The following is a 14,015-nucleotide window of genomic DNA, read 5'->3' as shown; positions in this document are numbered from 1 at the left end:
GCAGCGGCGCATGTCCGTCAATAGACCGGCCAGCGGATGGGGAACACCCGCTGGCCGGCGTCTCTCAGTTGGCCTCTTCGGCGTCCGAGGTGTCGATGGCCGCCTTCACGTCGGCCAGGAGCTCGTCGCTGGCGCCCATGATCTCGGCCATGACCGCTTCCATGTCCTCGCCCGAGGCGGGGTTGATGATCGCCGAGCGCTGTTCGGCGGCGGCGAGGAAGTCCTCGTCGGTGATCATCGCCTGGAAGGCGGCGCGCAGCCCCTCGATCACCGCCTCGTCGGTGTCGGGATGCACCATCATCGAGCGCCCGATCGGCGCCGAGGCCCCGAGGTAGCGCAGCACCGCCTTGTCGGCGGGATCCTCGGCCAGGTCCTGCATCAGCGGCACATCCTGCAGGTCGGGATCACGCTCGAGCCCGGTCTGCACGACCACCTTCAGGGTGCCGTCGCCGAGGTCGGCGGGGTCCGAGACGAAGGAGGCCCAGTTCTGCGAGAGCATGTCGGCCTCGCCGCGCAGCGCCGCGAGCACGGTCGCCTGCGAGCCGTCGTAGCCGCAGATCAGCCGCAGGTTCAGCCCGGCGGCGTTCTTCAGCGCCGCGGCCTGCTGCGCCGAGCGCGCGTTGCGGCCGGTGCAGGCCACGATCACCTCGGTCTCGCGCATCTCCTCGGCCGAGGAGACCTTGTCGGCGCGCACCGCGAAAGCCGCATTGGCGGTGGAGAATCGCCCGATGTAGCGGAAATCGGCGGCGTCCCAGCTCGCCGCGTCGGGCCGCAGGTGCTGGATGTGGCCGAGGCTATCGGGGAAGATCCCCACCGTCAGCCCGTCGGGGTCGGTGTTGTTGAGGAAGAAGGCCGCGCCCTTGCGCCCGCCCCCGCCCGGCATGTGCTGCACGATGACATTGGGATTGCCGGCGATGTGCTCTCCCATGAATTCCGCGGCCAGCTGGGCGTATAGATCATAAGAGCCGCCCGGCGGGTGGCCGATCATGATGGTCAGCGTCTCGCCCTCGTAGACCTCCTCGAGGGATTGCGCCGCGGCAGTCTGCGGCACCCAGGCCGCGGTCGCCGCGACGGCCCCGACCATGGTGGCTGCGCGAAGAATTCGTCCGAAGTTCATATCACTCCTCCCAGTTATGATCACCGCGAACGAGGCCCCTCCGGCCCCTTGCGGCGCGAACCCATCCGGGGCGCGCCGCAAGGGGCCGCCACAAATCGGTTGTAAGTCATATTGTCATACATTATACGGAAATGCAATCGACCAGGCGATCCTGCGGGGAGGCAGGACCCGGGCTTCGATTAAAGGGAGGATATCGCATGATCGAAGCGGCACTCGACGCGCTCCTGATCATCACCGACCCCTCGCGGCTGGTCTTCGTCGCGCTGGGCACGGTCCTGGGGCTGATGATCGGGGTGATCCCCGGCATCGGCGGTCTGGTCGGGTTGGCGCTTCTGTTGCCCTTCACCTTCTCCATGGACCCTTATACCGCGCTGGCCTTCCTGGTCGGCGTGCAGTCGGTGACCACCACGTCCGACACGATCCCGGCGGTCCTTTTCGGGGTGCCGGGCACGACCGGCTCGGCGGCGACGGTGCTCGACGGGCACCCGATGGCCAAGAAGGGCCAGGCCGGGCGGGCCTATGGGGCAGCCTTCACCGCCTCGGTCTGCGGCGGGCTCTTCGGGGCGGTGGTGCTGGCGATCTCGATCCCGATCCTGCGGCCCTTCATCATGGCGATCGGCACGCCGGAGCTCTTGGTGATCTGCCTTCTGGGCCTGACGCTGGTCGTCTCGCTCAGCCATGGCGCGCTCTTCAAAGGGCTGGTGGCCACGGCCATCGGCCTGCTTCTGGCGACCATCGGCGATGAGCCGCAGACCGGCGAGCTGCGCTGGACCTTCGGCTCCTTCTATCTCTGGGACGGGCTGAGCCTGGTGCCGGTGGCGCTGGGGCTCTTCGCGGTGCCCGAGATGATCGACCTCGGCGCCTCCAAGCGCACCATCGCGCGCAACGGCGACAAGATGTCGGCCTGGGACCAGCTCGAAGGCGCGCGCGACGCGTTCCGCAACTGGTGGCTGGTGCTGCGCTGTTCCAGCATCGGCACCTTCCTGGGCTCGATCCCGGGGCTCGGCTCCAATGTCATCGACTGGATTTCCTACGGCTATGCCGCGCGCAGCCTGCCCGATGCCCGCGAGACCTTCGGCAAGGGCGATGTGCGCGGGGTGATCGCGGCGGAAAGCGCCAACAACGCCAAGGAGGGCGGCGCGCTGGTGCCGACCCTGGCCTTCGGCGTGCCGGGCTCGGCCTCCATGGCAATCCTGCTCGGCGCCTTCCTGATCCACGGCATCGCGCCGGGGCCGAACATGCTGGGCGCGCAGCTCGACGTGACCTTCACGCTGATCTGGACCGTGGCGCTGGCCAATATCCTGGGCGCGGGCATCTGCTTCGGGCTCGCGGGCCAGTTTGCCAAGGTCGCCATGGTGCGCGCCGGGCTGCTGGTGCCGCTGGTCTTCGGGATCATGGTGATCGGCGCCTACCAGGGCGCCAAGGATTACGCCGACCTGATCGTGCTTCTGAGCTTCGGCCTTCTGGGCTGGGTGATGAAGCGCCTGAGCTGGCCGCGCCCGCCGCTGATCCTGGCCTTCGTGCTGGGCGGGCTGGTCGAGAACTACCTCTTCATCTCGCAGCTGCGCTACGGCTTCGGCTGGATGATCCAGCCGCTGCCCGCGGTGGTGCTGCTGGTGATCTCCTTCCTGCTGCTGCGGCCGCTGGTGGTGCGCTTCCTGCCCGGCTGGGAGAAGTTCCAGACCCGCAAGGGTGCGCCGCCCCGCACCGCGGCGCGGGACGCCCGCACCGAGGACGGCAAGACCGCGACCTCGGGCGTCGTCCATGCCCGCGGCGGTGAGCTCTTTGCCGACCTCGCGCTCTGGGCCGTGGTCGTGGGGCTGATGCTCTACGTCTATCTCAGCTCGGCAAGCTGGCCCGCGCCCGCGAAGATGCTGCCCCAGGCGGTGGCCGTCGGCGGGTTGCTCGCGGCGGGGGGCTTCTTCGCCTTCCGGGCGCTCGGGAAGATCCCGCCGCTCCGCGCCGAAGGCAGCGAGCCCCTGCCCGCGATCCTGAAACAGGTGGCCTGGCTGCTGGCCCTGATCGTCGGCGTGCGGCTGATCGGCATGGTGCCCGCCATCGCGGTCTTCGCGCTGGCCTACATGATGATCGAGGGCAAGGTCCGGCCGCTGCACGCGCTCCTGCTGGTCGTGCCCTTCATCGGCGGCATCCTCTTTCTCTTCCACGAGATGCTGCACATCCCCTGGCCGCAATCGCTGCTGGGCGACCTCTTCCCCGACATTCGCAAGCTGACGGAACGCCTCATCTGAGGCCCGCCGACCCGCAGAGAAGGAGATCCCCCGTGGACAAGCCGCTTCAGACCCCGCCGCAAGAGACCGAAGGGTCGAACCATGTCCTTTACGGCAGCGACCTGATCGCCGAGGCCCTGCGCGAGCAGAACTTCCCCTATATCGCGCTCAATCCCGGGGCGAGCTACCGCGGGCTGCACGACAGCCTGGTGAACCACCTCGGCAACGAGACGCCCGAGATCGTCACCTGCATGCACGAGGAACACGCCGTGGGCATCGCCCAGGGCTACGCCAAGATCACCGACCGGGCGCTGGCGGTGGCGGTGCATTCCAACGTCGGGTTGATGCATGCCTCCATGGGCATCTTCAACGCCTGGTGCGACCGCACGCCGATGCTGGTGATCGGCGCCACCGGCCCCTTCGACGCGGCCAAGCGCCGGCCCTGGATCGAATGGATCCACACCACCGTGGACCAGGCCGACATGGTGCGCGGCTACACCAAGTGGGACGACCAGCCGGCCTCGCCCGAGGCCGCGGTCGAGGCGATCCGGCGCGGGGTGATGCTGGCCAACACCCGGCCCTCGGGCCCGGTCTACGTGAACCTCGACGTCTCGGTGCAGGAGATGGAGATCACCGAGCGCCCCGAGCTGGGCGACATCTCGCAATACCCCACGCCCGAGGACGCCGAGCCGCCGAAGGCCGCGCTGGAGGCCGCGCTCGAGATCCTGAAGACCGCCAAGCGGCCCTTCATCTTCTGCGGCCGTTCGAGCCGCAGCCTCGAGGAATGGGACGACCGCATCCGCCTGGCCGAGGCGCTCGGCGCGCGGACCACGACCCACATGAAGTTGCCCGCGGGCTTCCCGACCACCCATCCCGCCTTCATCGGCGAGACCGGCTGGCGGCTGAAGGGCACGCTTCTCGAAGAAATTCAGGCCGCCGATGCGATCATCATGCTCGACTGGCTCGACGCGGGGAACACCATCAAGCTGGCCTTCCCACCGGGCCAGGAGCGCCCGCCGATCATCCATGTCTCGAACGACTTCCACATCCATCGCGGCTGGAACATGGATTACGGCGGGCTGCCGGCGGTGGATGTGACCATCCCCACCGTGACCAGCACCACGGTGCGCGCCCTGCTCGAGGGGCTGGATGCCGGCCCCGCCAAGGCCACCCACAAGGGCTGGGACGTGCCCGAGGTCTCGGGCCAGGGCGAGATCGGCCTGATGGACCTCGCCCGCGCCTTCCACCACGCCAGCCGCGACCGCGAGATCTGCATCACCGGGCGCCCGCTCGGCTGGCCGCAGAACGCCAACGAGATCACCCATCCGCTGGGCTTTCTCGGCCATACCGGCGGCGGCGGCCTCGGCGCCGGGCCCAGCATCGCCGTCGGCGCCGCGCTAGGCCTGCGCGAGACCGGCGCCTCGCGCCGCGCCGTGGCGATCCTCGGGGACGGCGATTACACCATGGGGCTCACCGCGATCTGGAACGCCGCGACCCTGCGGCTGCCGGTGCTCTTCCTGATCGCCAACAACCATTCCTACTACAACGACGAGGATCACCAGATCAAAGTCGCCCGCCGGCGCGGCCGCCCCGAGGAGAACGCCCCGATTGGCCAGCGCATGCAGGGCCCCGATCCCGACCTCGCCGGGCTGGCGCGGTCGCTCGGGCTCGAGGCGCCGGACCCGGTGACGGATCTCGCCGATCTGCCCGGCGCGCTGACCCGGGCGCTCGACCGGGTGGCCGAAGGCGCGGCGGTGGTGCTCGATGTGCGGGTCCGGCAGGAATACATCGGCCAGCCCATGGTGGAGCTGTCGTGAGCGCGCCGGCCAAAACCGAGGCCGTCGCCCGCGGCGCCGATGGCACCAGCCTGCGCTACGTGGTCTGGGGTGCGCCCGGTGCGCGCTATCGCGTGGCGCTGGTGCATTCGCTCGCCATGCAGGCCGAGTTCTGGGAGGCCACGGCCCGCGCGCTTGGTCCCGACTGGCAGGTGCTGGCGCTCGATTGCCGGGGCCATGGCGCCTCGGGGAAGCCCGCCGGGCCCTATACGGTCGAGCTTTTCGCCGAGGATCTGGCGGCGGTGCTCGATCACGCCGGATGGGAGCGCGCGCTCATTGGCGGGGCCTCCATGGGTGGCTGCGTGGCTCTGGCCTTCGCGGCAGCCCATGCGGATCGCACCCAAGGGCTGGCGCTGATCGACACCACCGCCTGGTATGGCGAGACCGCCGCCGAGGACTGGGAAGGCCGGGGCCAGAAGGCCGCCGCCCAGGGCATGGCGGCGCTGACCGATTTCCAGAAGACCCGCTGGTTCTCCGAGCGCTTCCGCGCCGAGGTCCCGCTGGCCGTCGAGGCGGCGGTCTCGGTTTTCCTGGCCAATGACACCGCGGCCTACCTCGAGACCTGCCGGATGCTCGGGCGCTGCGACATGCGCGCGGCGCTGCCGGGGTTCGATGTCCCGGTGCAGATCGTGGTCGGCGAAGAGGATTACGCCACGCCGGTGGCCATGGCCGAGGCCATGCAGGCCGCCATCCCCGGCGCCCGGCTTGAGGTGCTGCCCGGGGTGCGCCATTTCACCCCGCTCGAAGTGCCCGAGCGGATCGCGGATTGCCTGCGCGGGGTCACGCGCGGCTGAGGCTCGCCTCGGCCCGCCGCGCGCAGGCAACGCGGCGCGGGCGCAGCACCCGTCGCCCGCGTCGTTGAGGTTTTGGGGGCGGGGGGTGGTTTGGCCGGGATGGGCGGTCGGTGGGCTGGCCAGTGTGACGGCGGTCGGGGTGGAGCGCTGCGGCGTCTGGGCTTGAAGTTGGGCCTTGCCGCAGGGCGGCGCCTGCGCTGGAGGGCGGGCCTTGCGGGCGGGCGGCTCATGCGCCGGACAGCGGGCCTTTTGGCACGGCGGCACCTTGGCCTTGGGGCATCGCACCGCCCGCGCCGTCCCTCCGCGCGCCGCATAAACCCCCGGCGCCCCGCGTCACCTCCATGCGCGCCCCCGCGCACGCGACATCATCCCAAGGCAGCGGCCCCGCCGCCTGCCCCCTGTCCCTGAACCTAGCAAAAGGAGACCGCCCATGGATCTTACCGACGAGATCACCATCGCCGCGACCAAGCCCCGGGTCTATGCCGCGCTCAACGACCCCGAGGTCCTGCAGCGCTGCATTCCCGGCTGCGAGCACCTGGAGAAGCTCTCCGAGACCGAGCTCGAGGCCACGGTGCTTCTGAAGGTCGGCCCGGTGAAGACCCGCTTCAAGGGCCGGGTGACGCTCGACGTGAGCGCCGCGCCCGATGCCTTCACCCTGACCGGCCAGGGCTCCGGCGGCGCCGCGGGCCACGCCAAGGGTGGCGCCGAGGTCGTGCTGACCGAGACCGCCCCGCAGGAGACCCTGTTGCGCTACGAGGCCCGCGCCGAGGTCGGTGGCAAGCTCGCCCAGCTCGGCAACCGGCTGATCCAGGGCACCGCGAAGAAGCTCTCCGCGCGGTTCTTCGAGGAATTCGCCCGGGTGGTAGAGGAAGACGCGGTGGCGTGAGGGGCTGGGGCGCTGGGTGGCTCAGCTCGGAGACTCGAGAGTGCGCACGAATTGGCCTGAGGTTGCCGTGGCGCAGCTACGGAACGGCTATCCGGCCAAGACTGCGACGCCCTGGGCATTCCGCCTCCCCCCTCAAGCAGCGCCCCAACCCCGTCGACACCCGCACCAACAGAGGGCGCGCGCCGGACCGGGGGGCGGCGCTTCTGACCTCAGAGCGAGGCGCTTTATCCCAGCAAGGTCAGGACTAAAGGCGAACTATGCACGCCATCCGAAGGAGCGCCGGCCCAAGGGGCCGGTCCGGCGCGCGCCCGGCACCTTCGGTGCTATTCGGGCGCAAGGGGGGGCGCTGAACGGGTGGTTTGGGGACATGGCCGCCGGGGCTGTGTGTTGCGGTTCCGGGGGATGTTGCGCTCCGGGGGATGTTGCGGCTTCGGGGTGCACCGCTCGGATATGCGGCGCTCAGGGACAGTCCGGCGCGGCCCGCTTCCAGAGCACCCCAAAACCACCCCCTCCCCCCGACCTGCTGGACAACCCCGCCGCGCCCTGTTGTCCTCGCGGCGACCCGCAACCCACACCTCCACAACCCCAAGGGAGCGCCCCCATGCGCCTGCGCGATCTCGAGATCCTCACCGTCGCCCCGCCGCCGCCGGGCTGGGGCGGGCGCTACTGGATCCTGGTGAAGCTCACCACCGACGACGGCATCACCGGCTGGGGCGAATGTTACGCCGCCGCCGTCGGGCCCCGCGCCATGGAGGCGGTGATCCGCGACGTCTTCGCCCGCCACATAGAGGGCGAGAGCCCCGAGAACGTCGAGATGATGTTCCGCCGCGCCTATTCCTCGGGCTTCACCCAGCGCCCGGACCCGACCGTCATGGGCGCCTTCTCGGGCCTCGAGATCGCCTGCTGGGACATCCTCGGCAAGGCGCGGAACCGGCCGGTCTGGGCGCTCATGGGCGGCATGATGAACCGCCGCATCCGCGCCTATACCTATCTCTACCCGCTCGAGGCTCACCCGCTGCCCGACTTCTGGGTCGATGCGGATATGGCCGCGGAAAGCGCGGCCGATGCCGTCTCGCGCGGCTACACGGCGGTCAAGGTCGACCCCGCGGGGCCCTATACGCTCCGCGGCGGACACCAGCCGGCGATGTCGGACATCTCGCGCTCGGTGGAGTTCTGCCGCAAGATCCGCGCGGCGGTGGGCGACCGGGCGGACATCCTCTTCGGCACGCACGGGCAGTTCAACACCGCCGGCGCGATCAGGCTCGGGCGCGCCATCGCCCAGTTCGACCCGCTCTGGTACGAGGAGCCCCTGCCCCCGGACAACCCGCTGGAGTTCGCCAAGGTGGCCGAGGCCACGGGCATCCCGGTGGCAACCGGCGAGCGGCTCTCGACCCGGGCGGAGTTCGCGCTGCTTTTGCGCACCGGCGGGGCCGAGATCCTGCAGCCCGCCCTGGGCCGCGCGGGCGGTCTCTGGGAGAGCCGCAAGCTCGCCGCCCTGGCCGAGAGCTTCAACGCCCAGATCGCGCCGCATCTCTACGCCGGGCCGGTGGAATGGGCCGCCAACATCCAGCTCGCCGCGACGATCCCGAACCTCCTGATGGCCGAGACCATCGAGTCGCCCTTCCACGCACAGCTGATCAAGGGCGGGCCGCAGGTGGAGGAAGGCTTTGTCACCCCGCCCAATGCGCCCGGCCTCGGGATCGAGGTCGACGAGGAGCTGGCCCGCGCCCATCCCTACGAAGGCGACGGGCTGCACCTGGAGATGCGCGAAGCGCCCTGCGACTACCAGAACGGCAATGTCTTCGAGGGCGGCGCGCCGGCGCCCAAGGCCTGAGCGGGGGGCCTGCCCGAAGCGCGGAGGCGTGCCTCGGGGGGTGACGCTGCGGTGTCAGGTGGATGTGGCGCGGGCGGAGGCCCGACGTCAGGGAGCCCGGCTTGAAGGGGGCCGGACGCAAAAGGGCCTCGCCACAAAGAGCCGAATGGGACAGGGCCCAGCCAAAAGGAGCCCAACAGCACGGGGCCCGGACACTCAGCCCGAGCCCGCGCCGCAAAACCACCCTCAGCCCGCCGCCTCCAGCGACTTCGCCTCGGCGGCGTCGCGGCGGGCGCGGTCGAGCCAGCCCGCGTCCATCTGCGGCACCGAGGCCAGGAGCCGCCGGGTATAGGCCTGACGCGGCGCCTCGAAGATCTGCGCCCGGGCGCCCGCCTCGATGATCTGCCCGTCTTTCATCACCACCACCTCGTCGGCGATGGCCTCCACCGTGGCGAGGTCGTGGGTGATGAACATGTAGCTCAAGCCCAGCTCCTCCTGCAGGCGGATCAGGAGCTTCAGAATGCCCTCGGCGACGATCTGGTCGAGCGCCGAGGTGACCTCGTCGCAGATGATGAACCGGGGCTCGGCGGCCAGCGCCCGGGCGATACCGATGCGCTGCTTCTGGCCGCCCGAAAGCTCGGGGATGCGGCGGTCGAGAAACTCCTCGGGATCGAGCTCGATCAGCTCCATCAGCTCGCGCACCCGCGCCCGCCGCGCCGCGCCGCGCAGCCCGGTGAAGAAACCCACCGGGCGCTCCAGCGTCTCGCGCACGGTGTGGCGCGGGTTCAGCGCGGTATCGGCCATCTGGTAGATCATCTGGATGTCGCGCAGCTGGCGCTTGTCGCGCTTGCCGTGGTGACCGGCAAGCGGCGCGCCTTCCCAGAGGACCCGGCCCTCGGAGGGCGCCATGAGCCCGGCGATCACCTTGGCCAGCGTCGATTTGCCCGAGCCGCTTTCGCCCACCACGGCGGTGGTGCGGCCCTTGGCCAGCGCGAGGTCGATGCCGTCGAGCGCCTTGAACCCGCGGTATTGCGCGCTCGCGCCCTCGAGCGTCAGAAGCGGCGGCGCGCTGCCGGTCGCGGCGGGTTTCTGGATGCCCCGCACCGCCCAGAGCGAGCGGGTATAGGGCTCCTCGGGGGCCTCCAGCATGCGTTGGGTCGGTTGAGTCTCGACCTCGCGGCCATGGCGCATGACGGTGATCCGGTCGGCCATCTGGCTCACCACGGCAAGGTCGTGGGTGATGTAGATCGCCGCGGTGCCGTAGCGCTCGGTGATGTCGCGCATGGCGCCCAGCACCTCGATCTGGGTGGTCACATCCAGCGCCGTGGTCGGCTCGTCGAAGATGATCAGGTCCGGGCGGCAGGCCATGGCCATGGCGGTCATGGCGCGTTGCAACTGCCCGCCCGAGACCTCGTGCGGGTAGCGGAAGCCGATCTGGTCGGGGTTCGGCAGCTGCATCTGGCGATAAAGCGCGCGGGCGTCGTCGCGCGCCGCCCCGGCATCGGCGGTGCCATGCAGTAGAGGCCCTTCGGCGAACTGATCGATCAGTCGGTGCGCGGGGTTGAAGCTTGCCGCCGCCGATTGCGCGACATAGGCGATGCGGCGCCCGTGCAACCGGCGGAGCTGCCCCTGCGAGGCCCGCGCCAGGTCGATCCCGTCGAACTGGATGCCGCCCCCGGCGATGCGCACGCCGTCGCGGGTGAAGCCCATGGCGGCCAGCCCGGCGGAGCTTTTTCCCGCGCCGCTTTCGCCGACGAGGCCCAGCACCTCGCCCCGGTCGAGATCGAGGTCCAGCCCCTCGAGGATCACCTTGGGCGCGCGCGGCGGCCCGGCCTCGAGACGCAGATCGCGGATGGTCAGCAGATTGCCCATGGCGTCCTCCTCAGCTTTTCAGACCGCTGGCGCGGTGCAGCATCCAGTCGACGATGAAGTTGATCGAGACGGTCAGCAGCGCGATGGCCCCGGCCGGGATCAGCGGCGTGACGTCGCCGAAGGTGATCAGCGTGGCGTTCTCCTTCACCATGGAGCCCCAGTCGGCGGTGGGCGGCTGGATGCCGATGCCCAGGAAGGACAAGGCCGCGATGAAGAGGAAGACGAAGCAGAAGCGCAGCCCCGCCTCGGCGACCAGCGTCGACGAGATGTTCGGCAGGATCTCGCGGCGCAGGAGCCAGAGCGTGCCCTCGCCCCGAAGCTGCGCCGCGCCGATGAAATCCAGCGCCACGACGTTCATCGCCGCGGCCCGCGACAGGCGGAAGACAGGCGCGAGGTAGATCACCGCGATCACCCCGACCATGTTGGGGATCGAAGGGCCGATGATGGCGAGCAGCATCAGCGCCAGGATTAGCGGCGGCACCGCCATGACCACATCCACCATGCGCGAGAGCGCCTGGTCGACCCAGCCGCCCTTGAGCGCGGCGAACATGCCGAGCGCGGCGCCGATGGAAAAGGCGATGCCGGTGGTCAGAAGCGCGAGCCCCACGGTGTTGCGCGCGCCGTAGATCATCCGCGAAAGCATGTCGCGGCCGAGGTTGTCGGTGCCCAGCGGATGCGCGGCGCTCCAGGGCAGGTATTCGGCGCCGACGATCTCGGTCTCGCCGTAGGGCGCGACGAGCGGCGCGAAGAGCCCCAGAAGCAGCGTCGCGGACAGCACCAGGAGGCCGAAGATGGCGGTGGGCGGGGCGGAACGGAGAACTGTCATGGCGTGCCCCCTCAGCCCGTCTGCCGCAGGCGCGGGTTCGACAGGATCGACAGGATGTCGGCGCCGGTGTTCAACAGGATGTAGGTGCCCGCGAAGAACAGCCCGACCGCCTGCACCACCGGGAAATCCCGGCTCGCCACCGCGTCGACCAGAAGCTGGCCCAGCCCGGGGTAGGAGAAGACCACCTCGACCACCACCACGCCGACGATCAGATAGGCGAGGTTCAGCGCGATGACGTTGATGATCGGCGCCATGGCATTGGGCAGCGCGTGGCGCAGGATCACCCGCCAGCGCGGCACGCCCTTCAGCCGGGCCATCTCGATGTAGGGGGCGGCCAGCACATTGATGATCGCCGCCCGGGTCATCCGCATCATGTGGGCGATCACCACCATGATCAGCGTCAGCGCCGGCAGGAAGGTGACGCGCAGGGCCTGCCCGAGGCTCTCGGCGGTGTCGATCCGTGCCAGCGTCGGGAACCAGCCGAGCTTGATCGAGAAGACCAGGATCAGCAGGTAGGCCACGAAGAACTCGGGCATGGAGATGGCGCTGAGCGCGCCGATATTGGCGGTCCGGTCAAAGATCGAGTTGCGCCACAGCGCGGCCAGGAGCCCGAGGCTCACCGCGATCGGCACCGCGATCACCGCGGCATAGCCCGCGAGGAACATCGTGTTGGCGAGCCGGGTCGACAACAGGTCCGTGACCTCGCGCCCCGAAGCGAGGCTCTGGCCGAAGTCGCCCTGCACCACGCCCGCGAGCCAGTCGAGGTAACGGACATGCGGCGGCAGGTCGAGGCCGAGCTCGGCGCGGAAGGCGGCCAGCGTCTCGGGTGTCGCGGACTGGCCGAGGATCTGCTGGGCGAGGTCGCCGGGAAGAAGCTCGATGCCGATGAACATCAGCGCCGAGACGGCGAAGAGGGTCACGACCCCCAGGCCGAGGCGGCTGAGGATCAGCTTGTTCAGGCGGGTCATGGCGGGTCTCCGCGGCCCGGGCGGACGGGCCGGTCAAGAAGCGCGGCGGCCCGGGTCACCGGAGCCGCCGCAAGAAAGGGCTAGGGGCGGATCAGGCGAACCACCAGCGTTCGATGAAGCGCTGGCTGTCGAGATCCCACATCTCCGAGACCTTCTCGGGCATGGCGACCCGCTTGTTCATCGCCGAGACATACTGCCCGAAGGCCGGGATCAGCGCGCCGCCGTCGGTCTGGCAGAGCTTCTGCATCTCGCCGTACATCTCGGCGCGGCGGTCCTGGTCGAGCTCGGCGCGGGCGCCGACGAGCAGCTCGTTGAAACGCTCGTTCTGCCACTTGGTGGCGTTCCAGTCCGCATCCGCGGCGTAGCCGGCCGAGAACATCAGGTCCGGCGTGGGCCGCCCGCCCCAGTAGCTGGTGCAGAAGGGCTTCTGCAGCCAGACGTTGGACCAGTAGCCGTCGTCGGGCTCGCGCGAGACCTTGAGGTTGATCCCCGCCGATTTCGCCGCCTCGGAGAATAGCACCGAGGCATCCACCGCGCCGTTGAAGGCCGCGTCGGCGGTGTGCAGCGTCACGTCGAGCCCCTCGAGCCCGGCCTTCTTCAGATGGTGCCTGGCCTTCTCGGGGTCATAGGCGTGCTGCTCCAGCTCGGCGTTGTAGAACGGCATGGAGCTGGCGATCGGATGGTCGTTGCCGACCGTGCCGTAGCCCTTGAGCACCTTCTCGACGATGGCCTCGCGGTCGATCGCATGTTTCAGCGCCAGCCGCACGTTCACGTCGTCATAAGGCGCCGTGGTGACATGCATCGGCATGGTGTAATGCAGCGTGCCGTTCTGGGTGTGGATGCGCACGTCGCGGTTGCGCTCGAGCATGTGGATGGTCTTGAGGTCCGGGCGGTCGATCAGGTCGACCTCGCCGGTCATCAGCGCGTTCATCCGCGCCGCCGCGTCGCCGACCTTGAGGATCACCACGCGGTCGAAATGCGCGGCGCCTTCCTTCCAGTAGTCGTCGCGGCGCGCCAGCTCGATGCGGACGCCGGGCTCGAAGGCCTCGATGACGTAGCCGCCGGTGCCGATCCGGCTGTCGGGGTCGATCGTGCCGTCGCCCTGATCCTGCCGGATGGTCAGGTGGTAGTCGTTGAAGATGAAGGGGAAATCGGCGTTGCCGGTCTCCAGCGTGAAGACCACCACCTTGTCGCCATCGGCCTTGATGTCGCTGATCTGCTTCAGGAGCGGCTTCACGCCGGACTTGGAGCCCTCGCCCATGTGGTGGCGGACCGAAGCGATCACGTCCTGCGCGGTGATCGTCTTGCCGTCCGAGAAGGTGGCGTCGTCGCGCAGGCGGAAGGTCCAGGTCGCCGCGTCGGGGGTGGCCTCGAAGCTCTCGGCGAGGTCCGGCTTGGCGCTGCCGTCGGGGGCCACTTCGACCAGCGTCGAGAAGACGGCGTAGCTCGTGGCGAACATGAAGTCGTTGGAATAGGTCGCCGGATCAAGCGAATCCGAGGTGCTGCCCTGGGTGAAGCCGACCCGCAGGGTGCCGCCCTTCTGCGGCGTCGCGGCCCGCGCGGGCGTGAGCCCCAGGCCGAGGGTCATGCCGGCGGCGGCGCTGCCTGCGAGAAAGCCGCGGCGGCTGGGCGTGGTGAAGCTGGAAAACTGGGTCAAACGGATCCCTCCTCTGTTG

The 14,015-nt window shown here is 69.7% G+C and carries 10 protein-coding genes; 5 read left to right on the top strand and 5 right to left on the bottom strand.

The features are described 5' to 3' along the window. Positions 1-64 precede the first annotated feature (64 nt). Entirely contained in the window at positions 65-1,117 is a 1,053-nt protein-coding gene (locus LR948_RS14680; protein WP_232754832.1) for a tripartite tricarboxylate transporter substrate binding protein, read from the bottom strand. Between the two features lie 197 nt (positions 1,118-1,314). Here LR948_RS14680 and LR948_RS14675 point away from each other — a divergent pair, with 197 nt between their 5' ends. From LR948_RS14675 to LR948_RS14655, 5 genes are all read left to right on the top strand, one after another. Then, the gene (locus LR948_RS14675; protein WP_232754831.1) at positions 1,315-3,366 is read left to right on the top strand and encodes a tripartite tricarboxylate transporter permease; all 2,052 of its coding nucleotides are present in this window, start codon (positions 1,315-1,317) and stop codon (positions 3,364-3,366) included. Positions 3,367-3,398: 32 nt separating this feature from the next. Next, positions 3,399-5,162, top strand: coding sequence for a thiamine pyrophosphate-binding protein (locus LR948_RS14670; RefSeq protein WP_232754830.1), 1,764 nt, complete (start codon positions 3,399-3,401; stop codon positions 5,160-5,162). Beyond that, positions 5,159-5,974 carry an alpha/beta fold hydrolase gene (locus LR948_RS14665; RefSeq protein WP_232754829.1) on the top strand — a complete coding sequence of 272 codons (816 nt, stop codon included), beginning with the start codon at positions 5,159-5,161 and terminating at the stop codon, positions 5,972-5,974. The genes LR948_RS14670 and LR948_RS14665 overlap by 4 nt, the downstream gene beginning before the upstream one ends. A 430-nt stretch (positions 5,975-6,404) precedes the next feature. Then, positions 6,405-6,860: a CoxG family protein gene (locus LR948_RS14660; RefSeq protein WP_232754828.1), complete on the top strand. Its 456-nt coding sequence runs from the start codon at positions 6,405-6,407 to the stop codon at positions 6,858-6,860. Positions 6,861-7,461: 601 nt separating this feature from the next. Then, positions 7,462-8,694 carry a mandelate racemase/muconate lactonizing enzyme family protein gene (locus LR948_RS14655; protein ID WP_232754827.1) on the top strand — a complete coding sequence of 411 codons (1,233 nt, stop codon included), beginning with the start codon at positions 7,462-7,464 and terminating at the stop codon, positions 8,692-8,694. A 225-nt stretch (positions 8,695-8,919) separates the two neighbouring features. Here the strand turns inward: LR948_RS14655 and LR948_RS14650 are convergent, their stop codons facing one another. The 4 genes from LR948_RS14650 to LR948_RS14635 all read right to left on the bottom strand — a co-directional run bounded on the left by LR948_RS14650 (position 8,920) and on the right by LR948_RS14635 (position 13,996). Further along, complete coding sequence (locus LR948_RS14650) at positions 8,920-10,545, bottom strand: ABC transporter ATP-binding protein (RefSeq protein ID WP_232754826.1); 1,626 nt, start codon at positions 10,543-10,545, stop codon at positions 8,920-8,922. A gap of 10 nt (positions 10,546-10,555) precedes the next feature. Next, complete coding sequence (locus LR948_RS14645) at positions 10,556-11,371, bottom strand: ABC transporter permease (protein ID WP_232754825.1); 816 nt, start codon at positions 11,369-11,371, stop codon at positions 10,556-10,558. Between the two features lie 11 nt (positions 11,372-11,382). After that, positions 11,383-12,339, bottom strand: a complete 957-nt coding sequence (locus LR948_RS14640; RefSeq protein ID WP_232754824.1) for an ABC transporter permease — start codon at positions 12,337-12,339, stop codon at positions 11,383-11,385. Between the two features lie 91 nt (positions 12,340-12,430). Beyond that, entirely contained in the window at positions 12,431-13,996 is a 1,566-nt protein-coding gene (locus tag LR948_RS14635) for an ABC transporter substrate-binding protein (protein ID WP_232754823.1), read from the bottom strand. Between the last annotated feature and the right edge of the window lie 19 nt (positions 13,997-14,015).

Source organism: Roseivivax sp. GX 12232 (assembly GCF_021272185.1).
Taxonomy (GTDB): Bacteria; Pseudomonadota; Alphaproteobacteria; order Rhodobacterales; family Rhodobacteraceae; genus Roseivivax.
Note: the sequence above shows the minus strand (reverse complement) of the source record. Positions and strands in the feature narration are given on the sequence as shown.

Excerpts from the sequence above, each read along its gene's own strand:
- LR948_RS14640 (WP_232754824.1), bottom strand. The coding sequence starts at position 12,339 with ATGACCCGCCTGAACAAGCTGATCCTCAGCCGCCTCGGCCTGGGGGTC.
- LR948_RS14680 (WP_232754832.1), bottom strand. The coding sequence starts at position 1,117 with ATGAACTTCGGACGAATTCTTCGCGCAGCCACCATGGTCGGGGCCGTC.
- LR948_RS14645 (WP_232754825.1), bottom strand. The coding sequence starts at position 11,371 with ATGACAGTTCTCCGTTCCGCCCCGCCCACCGCCATCTTCGGCCTCCTG.
- LR948_RS14655 (WP_232754827.1), top strand. The coding sequence starts at position 7,462 with ATGCGCCTGCGCGATCTCGAGATCCTCACCGTCGCCCCGCCGCCGCCG.
- LR948_RS14675 (WP_232754831.1), top strand. The coding sequence starts at position 1,315 with ATGATCGAAGCGGCACTCGACGCGCTCCTGATCATCACCGACCCCTCG.
- LR948_RS14660 (WP_232754828.1), top strand. The coding sequence starts at position 6,405 with ATGGATCTTACCGACGAGATCACCATCGCCGCGACCAAGCCCCGGGTC.
- LR948_RS14650 (WP_232754826.1), bottom strand. The coding sequence starts at position 10,545 with ATGGGCAATCTGCTGACCATCCGCGATCTGCGTCTCGAGGCCGGGCCG.